The organism is Chryseobacterium scophthalmum, from assembly GCF_900143185.1.
Taxonomy (GTDB): domain Bacteria; phylum Bacteroidota; class Bacteroidia; order Flavobacteriales; family Weeksellaceae; genus Chryseobacterium; species Chryseobacterium scophthalmum.
In genome coordinates this window covers 167714-187749 of the sequence record NZ_FSRQ01000005.1, presented here as the reverse complement: position 1 = coordinate 187749, position 20036 = coordinate 167714, and the positions used below count along the sequence as shown (strand labels likewise).

At 34.0% G+C, this 20036-nt stretch carries 20 protein-coding genes and 1 tRNA gene; 16 read left to right on the top strand and 5 right to left on the bottom strand.

All coding sequences use genetic code 11. The annotated features are described in order from the left end of the window. Position 1 precedes the first annotated feature (1 nt). From BUR17_RS19030 to BUR17_RS18980, 11 genes are all read left to right on the top strand, one after another. Complete coding sequence (locus BUR17_RS19030) at positions 2 to 472, top strand: lipocalin-like domain-containing protein (RefSeq protein ID WP_074232068.1); 471 nt, start codon at positions 2 to 4, stop codon at positions 470 to 472. A 193-nt stretch (positions 473 to 665) separates the two neighbouring features. After that, positions 666 to 3479, top strand: coding sequence for a leucine--tRNA ligase (gene leuS / locus BUR17_RS19025; RefSeq protein WP_074232067.1), 2814 nt, complete (start codon positions 666 to 668; stop codon positions 3477 to 3479). Positions 3480 to 3717: 238 nt separating this feature from the next. Further along, positions 3718 to 4581, top strand: coding sequence for a MotA/TolQ/ExbB proton channel family protein (locus tag BUR17_RS19020; protein ID WP_074232066.1), 864 nt, complete (start codon positions 3718 to 3720; stop codon positions 4579 to 4581). Between the two features lie 59 nt (positions 4582 to 4640). Continuing rightward, complete coding sequence (locus BUR17_RS19015) at positions 4641 to 5249, top strand: ExbD/TolR family protein (protein WP_074232065.1); 609 nt, start codon at positions 4641 to 4643, stop codon at positions 5247 to 5249. 13 nt (positions 5250 to 5262) lie between these two features. Continuing rightward, positions 5263 to 5802 carry an ExbD/TolR family protein gene (locus BUR17_RS19010; protein ID WP_074232064.1) on the top strand — a complete coding sequence of 180 codons (540 nt, stop codon included), beginning with the start codon at positions 5263 to 5265 and terminating at the stop codon, positions 5800 to 5802. A 41-nt stretch (positions 5803 to 5843) separates the two neighbouring features. Beyond that, on the top strand, positions 5844 to 6680 hold the full coding sequence (locus BUR17_RS19005) for an energy transducer TonB (RefSeq protein WP_074232063.1): 837 nt from the start codon (positions 5844 to 5846) through the stop codon (positions 6678 to 6680). Between the two features lie 72 nt (positions 6681 to 6752). After that, positions 6753 to 6941, top strand: a complete 189-nt coding sequence (locus BUR17_RS21105; protein ID WP_228418855.1) for a C4-dicarboxylate ABC transporter — start codon at positions 6753 to 6755, stop codon at positions 6939 to 6941. Then, the gene (locus BUR17_RS18995; RefSeq protein ID WP_074232062.1) at positions 6931 to 7803 is read left to right on the top strand and encodes a PstS family phosphate ABC transporter substrate-binding protein; all 873 of its coding nucleotides are present in this window, start codon (positions 6931 to 6933) and stop codon (positions 7801 to 7803) included. The genes BUR17_RS21105 and BUR17_RS18995 overlap by 11 nt, the downstream gene beginning before the upstream one ends. A gap of 102 nt (positions 7804 to 7905) precedes the next feature. Continuing rightward, positions 7906 to 9555 (top strand): tetratricopeptide repeat protein, encoded by a 1650-nt coding sequence (locus tag BUR17_RS18990; protein ID WP_074232061.1) that lies wholly within the window; start codon positions 7906 to 7908, stop codon positions 9553 to 9555. Between the two features lie 132 nt (positions 9556 to 9687). Then, entirely contained in the window at positions 9688 to 10407 is a 720-nt protein-coding gene (gene bshB1 / locus BUR17_RS18985; RefSeq protein WP_074232060.1) for a bacillithiol biosynthesis deacetylase BshB1, read from the top strand. Positions 10408 to 10443: 36 nt separating this feature from the next. Beyond that, positions 10444 to 10519: transfer RNA gene (locus tag BUR17_RS18980), tRNA-His, on the top strand. Positions 10520 to 10658: 139 nt separating this feature from the next. Here the strand turns inward: BUR17_RS18980 and BUR17_RS18975 are convergent. Further along, positions 10659 to 10994, bottom strand: coding sequence for a DUF3276 family protein (locus BUR17_RS18975; protein WP_029295477.1), 336 nt, complete (start codon positions 10992 to 10994; stop codon positions 10659 to 10661). Between the two features lie 100 nt (positions 10995 to 11094). Next, positions 11095 to 12756 (bottom strand): ABC transporter ATP-binding protein, encoded by a 1662-nt coding sequence (locus tag BUR17_RS18970; protein ID WP_074232059.1) that lies wholly within the window; start codon positions 12754 to 12756, stop codon positions 11095 to 11097. A gap of 90 nt (positions 12757 to 12846) precedes the next feature. On the opposite strand from BUR17_RS18970, the gene nusB reads away from it, so the two are divergent. The 4 genes from nusB to BUR17_RS18950 all read left to right on the top strand — a co-directional run bounded on the left by nusB (position 12847) and on the right by BUR17_RS18950 (position 15651). Then, positions 12847 to 13752: a transcription antitermination factor NusB gene (nusB, locus tag BUR17_RS18965; protein ID WP_074232058.1), complete on the top strand. Its 906-nt coding sequence runs from the start codon at positions 12847 to 12849 to the stop codon at positions 13750 to 13752. Positions 13753 to 13770: 18 nt separating this feature from the next. Next, positions 13771 to 14298, top strand: coding sequence for a DUF1573 domain-containing protein (locus BUR17_RS18960; protein WP_074232057.1), 528 nt, complete (start codon positions 13771 to 13773; stop codon positions 14296 to 14298). Positions 14299 to 14302: 4 nt separating this feature from the next. After that, positions 14303 to 14659, top strand: a complete 357-nt coding sequence (gene yajC, locus BUR17_RS18955; RefSeq protein ID WP_074232056.1) for a preprotein translocase subunit YajC — start codon at positions 14303 to 14305, stop codon at positions 14657 to 14659. 266 nt (positions 14660 to 14925) lie between these two features. Then, positions 14926 to 15651 (top strand): SDR family NAD(P)-dependent oxidoreductase, encoded by a 726-nt coding sequence (locus BUR17_RS18950; RefSeq protein WP_074232055.1) that lies wholly within the window; start codon positions 14926 to 14928, stop codon positions 15649 to 15651. Between the two features lie 134 nt (positions 15652 to 15785). Here BUR17_RS18950 and ligD read toward each other — a convergent pair whose 3' ends face one another. From ligD to ku, 3 genes are all read right to left on the bottom strand, one after another. Further along, positions 15786 to 17675, bottom strand: coding sequence for a DNA ligase D (gene ligD, locus BUR17_RS18945; RefSeq protein ID WP_074232054.1), 1890 nt, complete (start codon positions 17673 to 17675; stop codon positions 15786 to 15788). Between the two features lie 77 nt (positions 17676 to 17752). Continuing rightward, the gene (locus BUR17_RS18940) at positions 17753 to 18355 is read right to left on the bottom strand and encodes a DNA polymerase ligase N-terminal domain-containing protein (RefSeq protein ID WP_074232053.1); all 603 of its coding nucleotides are present in this window, start codon (positions 18353 to 18355) and stop codon (positions 17753 to 17755) included. A gap of 2 nt (positions 18356 to 18357) precedes the next feature. Beyond that, on the bottom strand, positions 18358 to 19143 hold the full coding sequence (gene ku / locus BUR17_RS18935) for a non-homologous end joining protein Ku (RefSeq protein ID WP_074232052.1): 786 nt from the start codon (positions 19141 to 19143) through the stop codon (positions 18358 to 18360). 82 nt (positions 19144 to 19225) lie between these two features. On the opposite strand from ku, the gene BUR17_RS18930 reads away from it, so the two are divergent. Continuing rightward, entirely contained in the window at positions 19226 to 19999 is a 774-nt protein-coding gene (locus tag BUR17_RS18930) for a hypothetical protein (RefSeq protein WP_074232051.1), read from the top strand. Positions 20000 to 20036 lie beyond the last annotated feature (37 nt).

Sequence of the window (20036 nt, the reverse complement as noted above, 5' to 3'; positions counted from 1 at the left end):
TATGAAGAAATTAGCATTATTTGCAGGATTATCATTATTAGCTTTTACAGGATGTAACGACGATGACGCGCCGGAACAGATATTTCCTCTTGTTGGAACATGGTCTCCTACCCAAGAAGTGAGAACACAGGTTCCAGCTGATGGAGTTGGGTTTTCTGACCAAATAGCTTATACAGACTGTCAGAAAGAATCTAGATGGGTTTTTAATGAAAATTCTTCTGGTAAAAGAACCAATAGAGATATGGCGGGTACAACAACGCCAACTTGTAGCACAATTTCTGAGAGTAACTTTACTTATGTGTATAACTCTTCTGAGAAAAACTTCGAAATCAAATATCAGGGAACTGTGGTTTCAGATAAAGGTAAAGTGACTTTGCTTAACGCTGAAACTTTAAATCTGAAAATTGAAGATACTACAGATCCAACAATCTACAAGTCTACAACGTATACTTTCAAAAGAATTCCGCAATAATCAGTATTTCATATTACTATATAATCTCATCTTTTAGGTGAGATTTTTTTGTTTGTAAGGATTACATTGTAATTAATTCAAAATTAAATTTACATTTATTTTATAATCATTATTTTTGTGAAACTAGATTGAGAATTGATAGTGAAATTAATTCTAATATCTAAAGTCTAACATCTAACATCTATAATAAAAAGTGTTTTACGATCATCAGCAGATAGAAAAAAAGTGGCAGAAATACTGGGAAGACAATCAAACGTACAAGACTTCCAATAATACAGACAAACCGAAATTTTATGTTCTCGATATGTTTCCGTATCCATCGGGAGCGGGGCTTCATGTAGGTCATCCGCTTGGATATATTGCGTCGGATATTTATGCGAGATATAAAAGACATCAGGGTTTTAATGTTCTCCACCCGGTTGGTTACGATAGTTTTGGGCTTCCTGCTGAACAGTACGCAATACAAACGGGAACGCATCCTGCGATTACAACTGAGCAAAACATTACAAGATACGAAGAGCAATTAAGAAAAATTGGTTTCTCTTTCGACTGGAGTAGGGAAGTGAGAACTTCTGATGCTTCTTATTATAAATGGACGCAATGGATTTTTATTGAATTGTTCCATTCTTGGTATAATAAAGATACAGACAAGGCAGAATCTATCGATACTTTGATTAAGCATTTTGAAGAAAAAGGAACGGAAGGTTTAAATGCCAATCAAAATGACGAATTAAACTTCACTTCGGAAGAATGGAAAAATGCTTCTGAAATTGATAAAGAAGATATTTTATTAAACTATCGTTTAGCTTACAGAGCAGAAACGACGGTGAACTGGTGTCCTGCTTTAGGAACAGTTTTGGCAAATGACGAAATAAAAGACGGTAAATCTGAAAGAGGAGGCTTTCCTGTTTTCCAAAAGAAAATGATGCAGTGGAGCATGAGAATTTCTGCTTACTCTGAAAGATTATTACAAGGTCTAAAAACTTTAGACTGGCCGCAACCTTTGAAAGATGCTCAAGAATACTGGATTGGAAAATCTCAGGGAGCACAGGTTCAATTTAGCATTGATGGTCACGACGAAATTGTTGAGGTTTTCACAACAAGACCTGATACAATTTTCGGCGCGACTTTTATGGTTTTAGCTCCGGAAAATCCTTTAGTGGAAAATATTACTACAGCCGAACAAAAAGCTGAGGTAGATACTTATATAGAAGAAACTTCTAAGAAAACCGAGAGAGACAGAATGTCTGACGTGAAAAACGTTTCGGGTGCTTTCACGGGAAGTTATGCAATCAATCCGTTCAGCGGAGAAAAAATGCCAATCTATATTTCAGATTACGTATTGATGGGTTACGGAACGGGAGCTGTAATGGCTGTTCCTGCGCACGATGAACGTGATCATAGATTTGCAAAGAAATTTAATCTTGAAATTAAAAAAGTTGTAGAAACAGAAGAAGACGTTCAGGAAAAGTCTTTTGATTCTAAAACCAGCGTTTGCGTAAATTCTGATTTCTTAAACGGATTAAATTATGACGAGGCAAAAGCATTAATGATTGATGCGATTGAAAAGAAAGGAATTGGCCACGGAACTACGAATTACAGACAACGTGACGCAATTTTTTCAAGACAGCGTTATTGGGGAGAACCGGTTCCTATATATTATAAGGATGGAATGCCTTACACGTTGCCAACTTCTGCATTACCTTTGGAACTTCCTGAAGTTGAAAAATATTTACCAACAGAAGATGGTGATCCGCCATTAGGAAATTCTAAAACTTTCGCTTGGGATGAAGTGAATCTGAAAATTGTTGATACCAATTTAATTGATGATCAAACTGTTTTCCCATTAGAATTATCTACAATGCCGGGTTGGGCAGGAAGCTCTTGGTATTTCTTGAGATATATGGATCCTAAAAATGATGAAGTTTTCACCAATAAAGAACTTTCAGATTATTGGGGACAGGTAGATTTATATATTGGAGGTAGCGAACACGCAACCGGTCACTTATTGTATTCTCGTTTCTGGAATATGTTCTTAAAAGACAGAGGATATATTAATCATGATGAGCCTTTCCAGAAATTAATCAACCAAGGGATGATTTTGGGGATGAGTGCTTTTGTTTATAGAATTGATGGTACTAATCAATATGTATCTAAAAATTTAGCAAAAGATTATAAAACTCAGGAAATCCATGTTGATGTATCTTTATTAAAAGGAACAACTGATGAATTGGATACTGAAGCATTCAAAGCCTGGAGACCAGATTATGCAGATGCAGAATTTATTTTAGAAGACGGAAAATACATCACAGGTCGTGAAGTAGAAAAAATGTCTAAGTCAAAATATAATGTTGTAAACCCAGACGATATCTGTAATGAATACGGAGCAGACGGTTTAAGACTGTATGAAATGTTCTTAGGTCCATTGGAACAATCGAAGCCGTGGAACACTCAAGGTTTAAGCGGAGTTTATGGTTTTCTGAAAAAATTCTGGAACTTATATTTTAATGGTGAGGTTTTTGAAGTATCAGACGAAGAACCTACAAAAGCGGAATATAAAGTTTTGCATACCTTAATAAAGAAGGTGGTTTACGATATCGAGAACTTCTCTTTCAATACTTCTGTTTCTTCATTTATGATTGCTGTCAATGAATTGCAGAAATTAAAATGTAACAAACGCAATATTTTAGAGCCTTTAGCCGTTATCATCTCTCCGTATGCGCCACATATTTGTGAAGAACTGTGGAGTTTGTTAGGAAATAAAGAATCTATTGAGTTTGAAAGGTTCCCGATTTTGGATGAAAATTATTTGATAGAAGACGAAATTGAGTATCCTGTAAGTGTAAATGGTAAGATGAAATTTAAAATTGCTCTTCCTGCAACATTATCTGCTAAAGAGGTTGAAGATTTAGTGCTTCAAAATGACAAAATGGGAATGCTTTTGGAAGGTAAAACCCCTAAAAAAATCATCGTAGTGCCAAAAAAAATCGTTAATATCGTAATTTAAAAGAAATTTAACATTGCTAAAATCAAAAATTTAGAGGTTTTAAATTTTTGATTTTCTAACGTATTTTGTAAAATTAGAAAATATTAATAAAATATTTAAATATAATTACGATATCGGAATCTTATCAAATTATCATTATGAAAAAAAGGCAAAATGTTATTTGATACTATTGGATTTTAATTAATTTTGCCTTTATTTTACAACTTTAAAATTTTAAAACAATATAATTTAGTTAAATATGGAAATGAATGTTTCAAAAAATGATGAGCAAGTAGTTGCTAGAAAAGCAGGAGGTCTTAATCCAGCTGTAATTATTCCTATTCTATTGGTTATAGGAATTTGTATTTGGTTATTCGTATTGGGTAGCCCGGGTAACTTTAAAGCTGATCCAAGATTGGCAGGTGCATCAGTAGCGTTTTCTGATGTTGAAGGTAAAGAGATGCATCCTGAAGGATTTTTAGGTATGATCTACATGGGAGGTATTATTGTACCATTATTGGTAACATTCATGATTACTGTAATTGTTTTCTCATTTGAAAGATATTTTGTTTTGAACAAAGCTTCAGGTGCAGGTAACGTAGATAACTTCGTAGTAAAAGTAAGAAGTTTATTAAATAGCAATAAAGTTGACGAGGCTTTAGAAGAGTGTGACAGACAACAAGGTTCTGTAGGGAACGTTGTGAAAGAAGGTCTTACTACTTACAAAGCTTTAGCTCACGATACTACTCTTAATAAAGAGCAGAAAATGGTTGCTCTTAACAAAGCAATCGAAGAGGCTACAACTCTTGAGATGCCAATGTTAGAGAAAAACATGATGATTCTTTCTACTTTAGGTACTGTTGCAACATTAGTAGCACTATTGGGAACAGTAATCGGGATGATTAGAGCATTCTTCGCTTTAGGAGCTGGAGGTGGTACTCCGGATGCGGCTGCATTATCAATCGGTATCTCTGAAGCGTTGATCAACACGGCATTAGGTATTGGTACTTCTGCAGTAGCGATTATCCTTTACAACTTCTTTACTTCTAAAATTGACGGATTGACTTATAAGATCGACGAGATCGCTATGAGCATTCAGCAGTCTTTTGCAGAATTTCACTAAGAAATAGTGAACTGTGTTTTTACACAAAAAAAGAAGTTTTAATAATTAGATAATAAATAATGGCGAGAATAAAACCAAAAAGACATGGTGTAGTTACGGATATGACCGCAATGTGCGACGTTACGTTCCTACTACTTACGTTCTTTATTATGACCACTCAGTTCAAAAAGCCTGATGTGGAGCAGATCAAACCGCCATCTTCAATCTCAGAGAAGTTACTTCCTGATGCAAGTTTAATGACTATTAATGCTACTCCGGATGGAAAATTTTATTTCCAGCCTGTAGAAAATGCAACAGAGAGATTAGAGCTTTTAGAAAAAATGGGCAAAAAGTACAATGTTACTTTTGATAATAAACAAAAAGCTTCATTCCAAAAAGTACAAGCGATTGGTGTTCCTATGAACCAATTGAGAAGCTATTTGGATTTGCCAGAAGATGAGCAGAAAAGTTATAAGAGTCCTACAGGGATTCCTATGGATAGTACAAATAAGCAGTTAACTGACTGGGTAGAACAAAGTTTAAGCGTTAATCCTGATTACAAATTAGCAATTAAGGGTGATGTTACAACAGAATATCCTAAAGTGAAAAGTTTATTTGAGGGTTTAAGAGATATTAATTTTCTTAAATTTTGGTTGATTACGTCTCAAGAAGGTAAACCTAACGAATAATTAAGAAGAAGAAATGGCACAAGTACAAGTACAGGATAAGAGCGCCAAAGGTGGTAAAGTTCGATCCAAGAAGAACAACCCTGCTGTCGATATGACACCAATGGTTGACCTTAATTTCTTACTATTGATGTTCTTTATGTTTACATCAACGTTTAGTAAACCAAATGTAATGGATTTAGGATTGCCGGCTAAACCAAAAGAAAATCAGCCGCAACCTCCAACAGAAATTGATCTTTCAAATTCAATTACCTTACTTTTAGGAAAAGATAACAGAGTATTTTGGCATCAGCAAGACCAAGCAGGTCTTAATGACCAGACTATGATGGAAACCAACTTAGATAGAGAAGGAATTAGAGAGATAATTAAGCAAGCAAAAGCAAAGGCTAAGAAGAAAGATCTGTTTACAGTGATTATTAAGCCTACTGACGATGCAGTATATAAGAACTTTGTAGATATTCTTGATGAAATGGCAATTACAAAAAGCGAAAGATATGGGGTTACCGATCTTAAGCCTTATGAAAAAGCTGTTTATGATAAGAAAGTTGGTAACTAATTTGTTACTACAAAGTATATAACACTTAAATTTGCAATACAATGGCAGATGAAAATATTTACAGTCAAAATCTTACTTTAGACGAGATTGTATTTGAAAATAGAAATAAAGAATATGGTGCTTACGATCTAAGACATCAGTATCCTAGATTACTGACAAAGTCTTTTATCATCGGTACAGGATTATTCTTGGTGACTGCTTTATCTCCTTTTATTTATATGACTATTAAGAGTATGAATGAAAAGGAAGCTGTAGAGGTGAAATCTGATTTGGTTGAAATTATCGAAGAAGATCCTATCATCGAGCAGCCAAAAGAAGAAGAACCACCGCCACCACCACCGCCAGTGGAAGAAGAGAAAATTGAAATTATCCAAAACGTAGTTCCGGAACCGGTGAAAGCTCCTAAAATTGAGACACCACCACCACCAATTTCTAAGCAATTAGAAACTACTACAGGTTTGGTAGCTCAAGAAGGGGTAAAAGCTCCTGCTTATACACCACCACCGCCACCGCCATCTACAGGAACTAAAGCCTCAACAGCTGAAGTTAAGCCTCAGGTAAGTGATACGCAAGTATATAGTGAGGTGGAGCAAACTGCAGAATATCCAGGAGGTATCAATGCGTTTAGAAATAAAGTAATTGGTAACTTCGATTCATCTTCTGTAGAAGCAGAAGGAACAGTGAGTGGTGAGATTACTTTCGTTGTAGAAAGAGATGGTAGTATTACAGACATTAAAGTGAATGGTAAAAATCCTGACTTTAATTCTGAAGCTGTAAGAACTGTAAAATCTATTAAAACAAAATGGGCACCGGCTAAGATTAATGGTCAGTCTGTTAGATATAGATTTAGAATGCCTATGAAATTAAATTTTGAATAAGAATTTGTTTCATAATAATTAAAAAAGAGAAGCTTATGCTTCTCTTTTTATTTTTTTTAATATTTTTGTTGTATGATGTTCAATTGGTTATCCTTGGTCGCAGGAATTTGTTACGTAGTCTTAGGTATCGTAATGATGATTTACAAATTTCTCGAGCCTATATATGCATACTCCCTAGGAGCGGTATTAATACTTTACGGAATCTTCAGAATTTGGAGAGTAATATCAAAATTCAGAAATACAGACGAAGATGAAGTTTAGTGCTGTTTTTTCAATGATTTTCTTCACAGGTTTGTTGATAAGCTGTTCAAAAAAAGAAGAAAGCACCGTTTCATATAACAAAGGTGAAATGATAATTTTAACGGATGAATCTTTTAAAAGTGTTACAGAAGCTTTAGCAGAAGGCTATATGATTAGCTATCCTGATACTAAAATAAAAGTGGTTACACAAAAAGAAGATCTGGGGTTTCTTGATTTGCTGAATAATAAAGCAAGAATTGCGGTGATGTCTAAGACATTATCTCCTGAAGAGATTAAAGCCTACGAAGATAAAGTTGATATGAAAATCGAGCCTGCAAACTTTGCTGCAGATGCTGTAGTATTTTTTGTTCCGAAAAATTCTGAAAAATCAAGTATTACAATGGAAGAAATCACTTCAGGCTTGCAGTCGGATGATAAGAATTTTGTATTTGACGGAACAAATTCAAGTAATCTAAACTTTGTAGCTCAAAAATTGAAGAAACTTCCTAAAGATTTGAAATTTTCAATTATTCCTGGGAGTGTAAATGTTATCGAAGAATTAAATAAATACCCTAATAAAATAGGGGTAATCGGCTTAAACACAATCAGCAGACCTTATGATAAAGAAACTGAGAAATTAAGAGGAATGATAAAAATTCTTCCTGTTGTAAGTGCAGGTCAATCTTATTCTCCAGATTTTAGCGGTCTTCGCGAGATGAAATATCCCTTCACAAGAGTATTATATTTTCTTACCAACGAGGGTGGGTTTAATATTGCAAATGGGTTTATAAGATATTCTTGTACTCATTTGGGGCAGAAAATCGTTCAAAAAGAAGGATTACAACCTTATAATATTTATCCGAGACAAGTACAGATGCGTTAAAAAATATTAAAAAATACCTCGTTTCAAACCGATTTTATTATATTGGTCTGAAAATTGTGTATTTGTAATTCGGTTTTTAAGAATACAGATTTAAAAATAATAATGAAAGATATAATGATTATGAATGTAAAGAAGATTGCTTTAGGAGCATCAGTGGTATTTTTTACCAATTTTGCCTTTGCACAGACATTGCAGGATGGTATTAACAGCATGGATAGCGATAAGTTTGCTGCTGCGAAAACCAATTTCACGTCTATGATTGCAAAAGAACCTACAGCAGAAAATTATTTCTACCTAGGAAATACTTTTTTAAGACAGGGTGAACCAGATTTCGCTCAGGCTACAGAGAACTTTAATAAAGGTTTAGCTGCAGATAAAAAAAGCTATTTAAATCAAATTGGTTTAGCTACAGTTAAGCTTGGTAAAGGTGATAAATCTGCTATTGCAGAGATCCAAAAGATTGTTTCAGATTCTAGAGAAAAAGATGCTGCGGTATTGTTTAGAGCAGCTGAAGCATTGACCTTATTTGAAAAGAATAACTCTCCGGATTTAGCAGTTCAATTTTTGAATAAAGCTATTGAAAGAGCTTCTAGAAAAGAAGTTCCTGCGTATTATTACTATACTTTAGGGGACGCATACAGACTGAAAAGAGTTCCTGGAGATGCGATGACTGCCTATGACAACGCATTACCATTAGCAAAAAATAAAGCTTCAGTATATACAAGAATTGGAACTTTATGGATGGCGGCTCAACAGTGGCAACAAGCTAAAACAAGTATTGATAAAGCAATTTCGACTGATCCTACCTATGCACCGGCATACAAAGCATTGGCTGCTTATGATATCAAATATCAGGAGAATGCAAAGGCAACTCAGGATTTGATTAATTATACAAAATATGCAGATGAAGATCCTTATACTCAATTGGAGATTGCAAAATTGTATTTCACTAATGAAGATTATGCAAATTCAAAAGCAATTTTAGATAAAATCTTTGATAAGATTGACGATCCTATTAAGTTCAAATTGAGATCATATGTGAATTATGCAGACGGTCAATATGCTGAGGCAAAACAAAATATGGATTCTTTCGTATCTAAAGCTGAAAAATCAAGAGTTCAACCTGCAGATCAAGGATTGATGGGGTTAATCGCTGCTGGTTTGGCTAAAACTGAAACAGATGCAGCTAAAAAAGCTGCCTTGCAAGCTGAATCTCAACAAAAAATTGCTATTGCGAAAGCTGCTAAAGACCAAACATTGAAATGGGATTTGGAAATGATTAAAATCAATGGTGGAGGTGCAACGCAGTCAAGTATTAATGCAGGACCAACTTCTCCGGAAGTAGAAGTTGCAAGAAAAGAAGTAGCTGCCAATCCTGAAAGCTCCGATGCATTGTATAAATTAGCAAATGCTTATCAGGATGTAAAAAACTGGGATGGAGCAATCTTAGCTTGGCAAAAAATGAGTAGTTTATTGCCTGATTGGGCACCTGCTTATTACAGTCAAGGATATGCATACCAACAGAAAGGAAATAATGAGACTGCAAAAGTTTCTTATGAGAAATTTATTGCTACCGTAAAACCTACAGAAGTGGAAGCTAACAAGCAAACTCTTGCTTACGCATATTTTGCAGTAGCATATCTTGAGAAAGATAAAGATCTAGCAAAAGCAAAAGATTATGTTGCAAAATCTTTACAATTAGACCCTTCTTATCAGGATGCTGTAAAACTAAATGCAGAAATCAATAAGTAATTTAAAATTTAAATTATTCATATAAAAACTTCCCATTCGTAATGTTTGGGAAGTTTTTGTTTAAACCTTATCTTTGAATTGATGAAGTCGAACTTTGAAAGCGATAGCATCATTTAAATTATTATCAAAAATATGAAAACAGATATACTTGCTTTTGGAGCTCATCCGGATGATGTGGAATTGGGATGTGGCGGAACAATAGCTAAATTAATTTCGGAAGGAAAAACCTGCGTTATTGTTGATTTAACAAAAGGAGAACTTGGAACAAGAGGAACCGACCAGACAAGAAAAGAGGAAGCAACTGAAGCTGCCAAAATTTTGGGAGTAGCTGAAAGAGAAAATTTAGGATTAAAAGATGGTTTCCTTGTCAATTCTGAAGAATATCAAATGGAGATTGTAAAAATGATCCGTAAATATAGGCCAGAAATCGTTTTGGCCAATGCGATTGATGATAGACATCCAGATCACGCAAAAGCAGCGAAATTAGTGTCAGATGCGTGCTTTTTGGCCGGATTAAGAAAAATTGAAACTGTTTTAAACGGTGAAATTCAGGAAGTGTGGAGACCTAAGCAAATTTTCCATTATATCCAGTGGAAACATATTCAGTCGGAATTTGTGATTGATATCTCAGAACATCTTGATAAAAAACTAGAAGCATGTATGGCATTTAAAACTCAGTTTTATGATCCAACTTCTAAAGAACCAGAAACTCCGATTACATCAAAAGATTTTTATGAAAGCTTAACTTACCGTGCTCAGGATTTAGGAAGACTCTCGGGAGTTACTTATGCTGAGGGATTTACGTCTGAGAAGTTAATTGCTTTGAAAAATTTTGATGGAATTGTTTGGTAATTAAAAATTCTTTCCTATATTTGCACCACCAAAAACGGTGATTGTAGCTCAGTTGGTTAGAGCGCCGGATTGTGGTTCCGGAGGTCGGGGGTTCGAGACCCCTCATTCACCCACATTAAACACATTTTCTTTTTGAAAATGTGTTTTTTTTATTTAAAAATGGAATATTGTATCCTCCCAAAAAGTGAGAATATAGCCATAAAAAAAGCATCCTTTTTCAGATGCTTGTGTTTTTTTAGATATGTTTTGATTTAAACTTCGTCGTCAGAATCTATAGTGTAAGTTCTGCTTTTGAAATCTTTATCATGCTTTTCTGAAATAACATCCTCACCTTTTTCGTTAATGATGAAATCTGTGGACTCATTAAACATCTCCTGAAAACTCTTAAAATCTTCTTTGTAAAGATAAATTTTATGCTTCTCGAATGTAGCTTCTCCATTCTCTCCGAAATTCTTTTTGCTTTCGGTAATCGTAAGATAATAATCTCCTGCTTTAGTCTCGCGCACATCAAAGAAATAAGTTCTTCTCCCCGCTTTTAACACCTTAGTGAAAATTTCATTTTCATGGCGTTCCTTGTATTCACTCATTATTAGATATTTTTTTAATCTTGTTAAGAACAAATATAAAATATTTCTTTTAATCACAAAATTTTTTTTATGATTTATTTAACAATTCCAAATGTTTTGACTATGCAGTTGCAGAATTGGTAATTTCGCTAAGATTAAGAATTTTGTCAGCTCTTTGTGCACTAGACTCTCTATGTGTGATGATTATGGAAGTTGCGTTATTGATTTTAGAGTCAATATTTTCAAGGATATTCTGTTCGGTTTCTGTATCTAAAGCGGATAAAGAATCATCAAAAATAATGATATTCGGGTCTTTTATTAACGCTCTTGCAATACAGATTCTTTGTTTCTGACCTCCCGAAAGCATTACTCCACGTTCTCCTACCATTGTTTTATACTGTTCTTTAAACTCAACAATATTTTTGTGTACGTCTGCAATTTTAGAATATTCTACTACTTTCTCGTGAGTAGGATTGTCGATAGAAAATCCGATATTATGCTCAATAGAATCTGAAAAAAGATAGCTTTCCTGCGGAATGTATCCGATGAAATTTCTGTAGTTTTCCAGATTGTGATCTTTTAAATTTTTACCGTCAATCAAAATTTCGCCTTCAGTAGGATCAATCAATCTGCATAGAAGTAAAGCAATGGTCGATTTTCCGCTACCGGTTTTCCCCATGATGGCTAAAGATTTTCCGGCTTCAATTTTAAAACTTAAATTGTCTAGTGCCTTAATTCCCGTATTTGGATAAACATAAGATACATTTCTAAATTCAATATCTCCTTTAATAGGATAATTTTCAAAGTTCTTATTGTAAATCTCAGACTGTTTTTCCAAAAATTCATTAATTCTTTGCATTGAAGCTTCCGCTCTTTGATTGATTGAAGTTACCCAACCTACCATTGAAAACGGCCAGATCAAAATGTTGATGTACATAAAGAAATCTGCAATTTTCCCGACTGTAAGTTCGCCTGCAATATATTTTTGCCCGCCAATTAAAATAACTGCAACATTCAATAGTCCGATTACAAATAAAATGATGGTAAAGAAATAGGCTTCTGTTTTTGCTAAATCTAAAGCTTTGTCTTGGTAATCACTTACTTTAATACCGTAATTTTTTTGAATATATTTTTCTTTTGCAAAGTATTTTATCACTCGTATTCCTGAAAAACTATCCTGTACAAAAGTGGAAATGGCAGACTGGCTTTTCTGCATCACTTTTGATTTTTTATTGATAATCGAGCTTACTTTAAATATGATGTAAGACAAGATAGGAAGCGGCAACAACGTCCAAACCGTCATCGATGCATCCGTTTTAATCATATAAAAACTGGTAATCAATAGTAATACAACGAGATTAACAACGTACATTACACCCGGTCCCAAATACATTCTTACGGCAACAATATCTTCACTTAATCGGTTCATTAAGTCTCCAATGGTTGTCTGCTTATAATCTGTAAGCGATAAATCCTGATAATGTCTGTAGATTTTATTTTTCAGCTCATATTCAATCCTTCTTGATGCAACAATGATGGTCTGTCGCATCATAAAAGTAAAAAATCCTGTGAGAAGTGAACAGCCAACAATAATGGCAACGTAAATTAAAACCTGTTTATTAAAGCCCAGATTTCCGTGTTTCGTCAATTCGTCAACTGATTTTCCGACAAACTGTACTTTATAGATGTTAAAAAAATTACTGGCGATGATGAAGAGTAACCCCCAAAACAATAATATTTTGTGCTTCCAAAAGTAAGGGTTCAGAGTTTTGAGTGCTTTCATAAAGTTTCACAAAATTACAAAAATTGAAGCAGACTGAGAATTTCATAAATTTTAAATTTCATATCTTTGCACCCATAAAAAGCTCTTTGAATGTTAGGAAGAAGACAAATCCGTGAAAAAGTAGTAGAATCCGTGTATTCGTACTACCAAAATCCGATAAAATTTGATGTGTTAGAAAAAAACATGTTTTCGGGAATAGAGAAAATCTATAATCTCTATATTTTTCAGTTGAATTTTTTGGTAGGTCTGAAGGATCTTGCAGAAAATCAAATGGAAATTGGTAAAAACAAGTATTTTAAAACTGATTCAGATGTCAATCCCAATCAAAAATTTATCAACAATCAGGTTTTAAAAAAACTTGATGAAAACCCTGAGAGATTATTTTTCTCTGGTCAACATAAAGATTTGAAGTGGGACTTGCACGATGATATGTTGGTGAAAACTTTCCAGCGTATGACTGCCGGAAAACGTTATCAGGATTTTATGAAGGAAGATGGTTATTCTTTTGAAGATGATCAGAAATTTATCGGAAAGTTATTTTTAAGATATGTTGCCGAAAATGATGATTTTCATGATTATATCAGCGATAGAGAATTGACCTGGTCAGATGATATTCACATTGCAAATTCGATGGTTCAAAAAACAATCGGATTTTTGAAAGAAGATGAAGAAAGCCGCACTTTAATTAAAATGATTAAAGATGAAGAAGACAAAACTTTCGCAAGCAAACTTCTTAGAGATACGTTGAATAACTGGGAAACCAATGAGAAAAAACTTTCTGAGCGTCTTGAAAACTGGGATTTGGAGAGAGTGGCATTGATGGATAAAGTTATTTTAACGACTGCTATTTCAGAACTTGACAATTTTCCTTTTACCCCTTCAAGAGTTATTATTAATGAATATATCGAGATTGCAAAAGTATTTGCTACGGATCGTTCAAACATATTCATCAACGGTATTTTAGATAAATATTGTAAAGATTTAAATAGAATATAAATTAAAAATTAATTTAATATGAAAAAGACATTATCAATTATTGCTTTGTCTGTAATCGGATTAGGATTGGTTTCTTGTAAAAAAGAAGAAAATAAAGAAGTGCAAAATGCAGAAGTAATCGGTGTAGATTCTACCAATGCACCTGCAGCACCTTCAACTGATTCTACAGCTGCACCTGTAACTCCTGCTGTTGCCGGAACTGAAGCTGCAGCACCTGTAAAATCTAACCAGCCTACGACAACAATTGCATTATCTGAAAGCAATTTCGATTTTGGAACGATTAAAAAAGGTGCAAAAGTAAACCACGTTTACGAAGTAACCAATACAGGTACAAACCCATTAATTATCTCTGAAGTAAAGCCTGGATGCGGATGTACTGCTCCTGAATTTACAAAAGATCCGATTATGCCGGGTAAAAAAGGTAAAATTACTTTGAGTTTTGATTCTACAAACTTCGACGGAAGCGTACAAAAATATGCTGATGTTTTTGCAAACGTAGAAAAAGCGCCGATAAAATTGACATTCAATGCTAATATTCAACCATAATTAAATGAATATGTTAACATTATTTTTACAAGCACCTGCTCAGGGAAATTCAACTACAATGTTGATGATGATGGGAGTAATGGTTGTTGGATTTTATTTTCTGATGATCAGACCTCAGATGAAAAAACAGAAGCAGGAGAAAAAATTTCAGGAAGATCTGAAAGTGGGAAGCAGAGTAGTACTTACTTCTGGTCTTCACGGAAGAATTGCTCAGATTCAGGAAGACGGAGTTGTTATTGAAACGCTTTCCGGGAAACTGAAATTTGAAAAAGCAGCGATCTCTAGAGAGTTTACAGCAACTAGATTTGGAGACAAAGCTACAGCTGACAAAAAAGAAGTTACAGAAACTGAAAAGAAATAATTTAGTTTTAAATAATATTGTGTTTCGGCGCGGTGACCTTTGGTCACCGCGCCGATTCTTTTTTATATAATCATTTTGTACGCTGTGTCACTCAGAACGCAGCAAAGCAGAGTGAAGATCTATCTTAATAATCTTAACCACTTAACTAAAACTTAATGGTTAAATCTCCTTCGTCGAAATAACAAACCGTTTAATCGCGTTGTGTTTATTCGTGAAAATATTCGTGGAATTTGTGTTTAAAATTTAAAATAAAATATCTTTGCCCAATGAATCAAAACAAAACCGTTCTCATTCTCGGAGCCAATTCTGATGTTGCTAAACAATGTATTAAACAATATGTTGCAAAAGGATTCTCTATAATTGCTGCTTCCAGAAATACCCATTCTTTAGAAAATTTTATTCAGCAAAATAATCTCAATTCAACAGTTACGGTTTTATCTTTTGATGCTGAAGATTTTGATTCTCACCAAAAATTTTATGATCAACTTCCAACAAAACCACATCTTGTTGTTTACGCAGCAGGATTTTTAGTTGATAATGAGAAAGCGTTAAGCGATTTCAAAAGTGCTCAACAAATGATGACCGTTAATTATATGGGTGCAGTTTCTATTCTGAACATTATTGCGATGGACGAAAGCAATAAAAAATTAGAAAGAATCATTGGGCTTTCTTCTCTTTCAGGGGTTCGTGGTCGAAAAAGTAATTTTGTTTACGGAAGTACGAAAGCGGCTTTTACAACTTATTTAGCAGGTTTAAGACAGGAATTAGTGCAGAGAAATATTACTGTTAATGTTTTGGTTAGCGGATATATCAATACAAAAATAAACGCCGGATTAGATCTCAACAAAAATCTTCTGATGGAACCTGATTATGTCGCAAAACATATCGTGAATGCTGGAAATTCTTTTACAATTGTTCCCGATTTTAAATGGAAATTGATTTATTTTATTTTAAAAATCTTACCGGAAAGTCTGGTGGCGAAGCTTCCGTAGGCTAAACTTCCGCTTCATCAAATCAACTTGTTGATTAATCTTTGCTCCTTTTAAATATTTATTTTGTTAAAAAACTTTGCGTTAAAAAATATTTTAGCTTGAGTTTAATATTTGTTTTTGTCAAATTTTACAATTTACTCCACATTCTGCAATAATTCCAGCGCCTTCATCATATCAATTCCCTTTCCTAAAACAGGTTTAAACAAATCTCCTTTTTCCTTTATTCTTTCCAAAGCATTTTCAATAGTAAAATCAGTAGGCTTCAAGCCTTTTTTTAGTTCGATCCATTCAATCGGCATTGAAACTGATGCTCCTTCTTTTGGTCTCAAACTGTAAACACTCGCCAAAGTTTGTCCCTGTCGGTTTTGAAGATAATCGAGATAGATTTTTTTGTCGTCTCTTTTTTGTAAACTTCTTTCTAATGTTGTGATTTTTGGAAGTTTTTCATTCACCTGCTTCATCAGAATGTGGGCAAAATCTTTCACCTGATCATAATCGTACGCTCCACCCATTGGAATATAAATATGAATTCCTGTACTTCCTGAAGTTTTACAATGCCCTTTTATTTTAATTAAATCTAAAACTTCTTTCACCTGTTGTGCTGTCTCAATGACATCGTCAAAACTATTTTTCTTCGAAGGATCAAGATCCAAAACCAAATAATCAGGATGTTCCAGATCGGGAAGCGACGAGTTCCACGGATTGAAATCAATGCAGCCCAGATTATTCAGATAAGCTAAGGTCGCTTTATCATTACAAATAGCATAATCGATATATTTATCGGTAGATTCTGAATGAACTTTGGTTGTTTTGATCCAATCAGGAAAAGAATCTCCAGTGTCTTTTTGGTAAAACCCTGAATGATCAATTCCGCTTGGAAAGCGGTTTAAAGAAAGCGGACGGTTTTTCAGATGCGGTAAAATATATTCGGCTACAGACTGATAATATTCCACAACATCGCCTTTGCTGATTTTATCTTTCGGAAAATAAATTTTATTCTGATTCGTGAGCTTTATTTTATGACGGTTCAGGGTAATTTCAGTGTCTTTCTCAAGATCGTTTTCTGTTTTTTCTGTGGATTTTTTAGTCGTCATATTTTTAGATTTGGTAGTTTTCTGATTAGATTTTTTTATTGAATTACTGATTTCTTTTGCATCTTTATCTTCTCTGATTGCCACAAAAACAGGATGACGGAACATTCCGCCTTTTGTGATTTCAGAATATTTTATTTCGCAGACCAATTCAGGTTTTGTCCATGTTACAGGCATATTTGTTTTAGGAATGATTTCAAAAGGTGATGTTTTTATCACTAATTTTTTTAGTCTTTGATGGAGTTGATTCAACAAATCATTATTAAATCCGGTTCCGGTATGTCCTGAATAAATTAATTTTCCATTGATGTATTTTCCCAAAATCAAAGCTCCAAAACCTTGTCTGAAACCTTTTGGTTCTGTGAAACCACAAATAATCGCTTCTTCCGTGTTCGTGAATTTTATTTTAAGCCAATCGGAGCTTCTGCTGTTTTCGGTATAAATGCTGTCCGATTTCTTGGCAATCATTCCTTCCAGCTTCATTTTTTTCATCTGATTAAAAAAGGCAATTCCTTTTTCAGGAACATGATCACAAAATTTGATCAGGTCTGTTTCAATTAAAGCATCTTTTAAAAGCTCTTTTCTTTGAATTAAGGGCAGTTCTTCGGTAGAATGACCATTGAGCCAAAGCAAATCAAAAACCTGATACGTTAAAGCCAAATTTGGATTGTCGCCAATTTGCTGTAATAATTGGAAGTTAGGTTTTCCATTTTCATCATAAGCGACAATTTCGCCATCCAGAATCATTTTGTGCTTTTGCTGAATGAAATCTTCGGCAATAGTGTCAAATTTAGACAGAAAAGAAATGCCGTTCCGGGAATAGAAGAGTGGATTTTTTTTGCTTAAATCAGCTACAGCCCGGTAACCATCCCATTTGATCTCGAAAATCCAGTCTTCGTGATCAAAAGCATCGTCAGAAGATTTTGCAAGCATAGGTTTGATGAATTTTTCGAGTTTTTTTTCATCACCTAAAGAATTGAATCGTTGAAATTTTGGTTTTGTTTCAGAAGTTATGACTTCTTTTTGTTGCTTTTTAGGCTTTTTTTTTCCTCTAAAAATTTTGTCACCTGAGAATTTTTGGCAATATTTTCTTCAGCATCATATTTTTCTTCAGCAAATTTATCTTTATGTTTAATCAAAAGCCAAGCGTTATTTTCGGCATTTTTCATTTTAACCAAAGCAAATTCTCCTTTTAGTTTTTTGCCGTGAAGAATAAATTTTAAAGAACCTGCTTTCAATTCTTTCAACAGTTCTTTTTCATCAGAAAGTTTACTGGTTTCGTCTAAAGGTTCATACGTTCCGCTGTCCCAGATTTCGACTTGTCCGGCTCCGTAATTTCCTTCAGGAATATTTCCTTCAAAATCTTTATAATCGTACGGATGATCTTCAACCATCATCGCCAAACGTCTGTCTTCGGGATTTAAAGATGGCCCTTTCGGAACAGCCCAGCTTTTCAGAACGCCTTCCATTTCTAAACGAAAATCATAGTGAAGTCTTGATGCAGCATGTCTCTGAATTACAAAAATAAGTTGGTCTTTGCTTTTTTTTGTTTTTCCTTTGGGTTCGGTAGTTTCATCGAACTTTCTCTTATTGTTATAATCTTTAAGTGCCATAATCACGAAGCGTTTTTAGATTTTGGACTTTGTAAACTAGCTTTTAGCTGTGCCATTAAATCAATTACTTTGCCTTGTTTTGCAGGTTCTGATTTTTTTAGTTTTACGGTTTTACCTTTCGCTTTTTTCTTGATGATTTTAAGCAGTTCAGCGGAATAAGTATTTTTGTAAAATGTTGGATCAAAAGGTTCTGAAAGCTGCTCGATAAGATTTTTTGCCATCTTCAGTTCGGCAGGTTTGGGAGCTTTTTTGGCAGGAATTTTAAGCTGTTTGTAATCTCTGATTTCTTGATCAAATCTTAATCGGTTTAAAACCAAAACCTCATCATTGTAAGGGCGAATCATGCCGATCGCTTCGCTGTCGCGAAGAACAAAAGTTCCGATGCCGACCATTTTAGTTTGCTGTAAAGCTTTTATTAAAAGTCTGTAAGCGTTTTCGCCGTTTTTTTGTGGCTCAAGAAAGTAGGGAGTTTCAAAATAAACAGAATCTACTTCGACTTCTTTTACGAAATGTTCAATAGAAAGAATTTTCGTTTTTTCAGGACTTGCGGCCTCGTAATCTTCATCTTCCAGAACAACATATTTGTCGTCCATCAGATAACCTTTTACAATGTTTGCCCACTTTACTTCTTTGCCTGTTTTTTCGTTAACTCTTTTGAATTTAATATTAGAAAAGTCAGATTTATCCAGCATATCAAGATCGAGTTTGCTGGTTTCTGTCGCAGAATATATCTTCACAGGAATATTGACTAAGCCAAAACCAATGGCACCGTTCCAAATTGCTTTCATTGTCTTACTTTTTTAGAAAAACTTGCAATGATTGTGCCGTGAGAAATTATTTGTAATTTGGATACTACTAAATAATTTTCAGATGAAAACAATTTTTATTTTTTTATGTACGCTAGGAATTAATATTTTTCTGTCTGCGCAAAAAGTTGATTACAAGAATAATATTATTACGGTTGATGGTCAGAAAATAGCAAAAGTCGAAGTGCAGAAACAGAATCTCGGCTTAACTAAAAATTTTAATCTTTACTCAATGGAGGGCGAAAAACTTGTAATTGCCGTTTTGAGTACTGAGTTTGAAGGTGATAAAAATGACAATACAAGTATGTATTATCGCTTTACATTTTTGCCGACTAATCAGGTTGGGATTTTTAAATTATCAACTTTAGGTATGGAAAAAGGTTTTGTAAATCTTATCGGGAAGAGTGGTGTTGTTGAAGGAAATAATTTGAATGAAGCTAAAATTACTGAATTAATTGCCTCAAAAGGTATTTCGCCAAGAACTGCCGTAAATTATACTTTAGTTTCACGTAACAAAAGCTGGCCAATTGAATTAAAGGAAACGAAAGCTATAGAACAAGGCGGAGAACAGATTGGATTTTTTAATTCTACAGGAAATAGAAACGGTCAGGATTTTTATGAATTTTTTATTCCAGGAGGAATTTTGGTTGCTAAAGTAAATTTTGCAGGAGGTAATAATGCTCAGAATTTTGAATTGTTTAGCGCTAAAGACAACGTAAGAAAAGTGATTTCTATTCCTCAAAAGGATAATGTGAAATTTCTTTCTTCTGCAGTAGATCCTAATGCGCTTACTCTGAAAAGAATTACAGCTTGGTTGGTTCAGAATGGATATTTGTAAATAAAAATTATTACTAAAATATAGAAACCTGAATTTT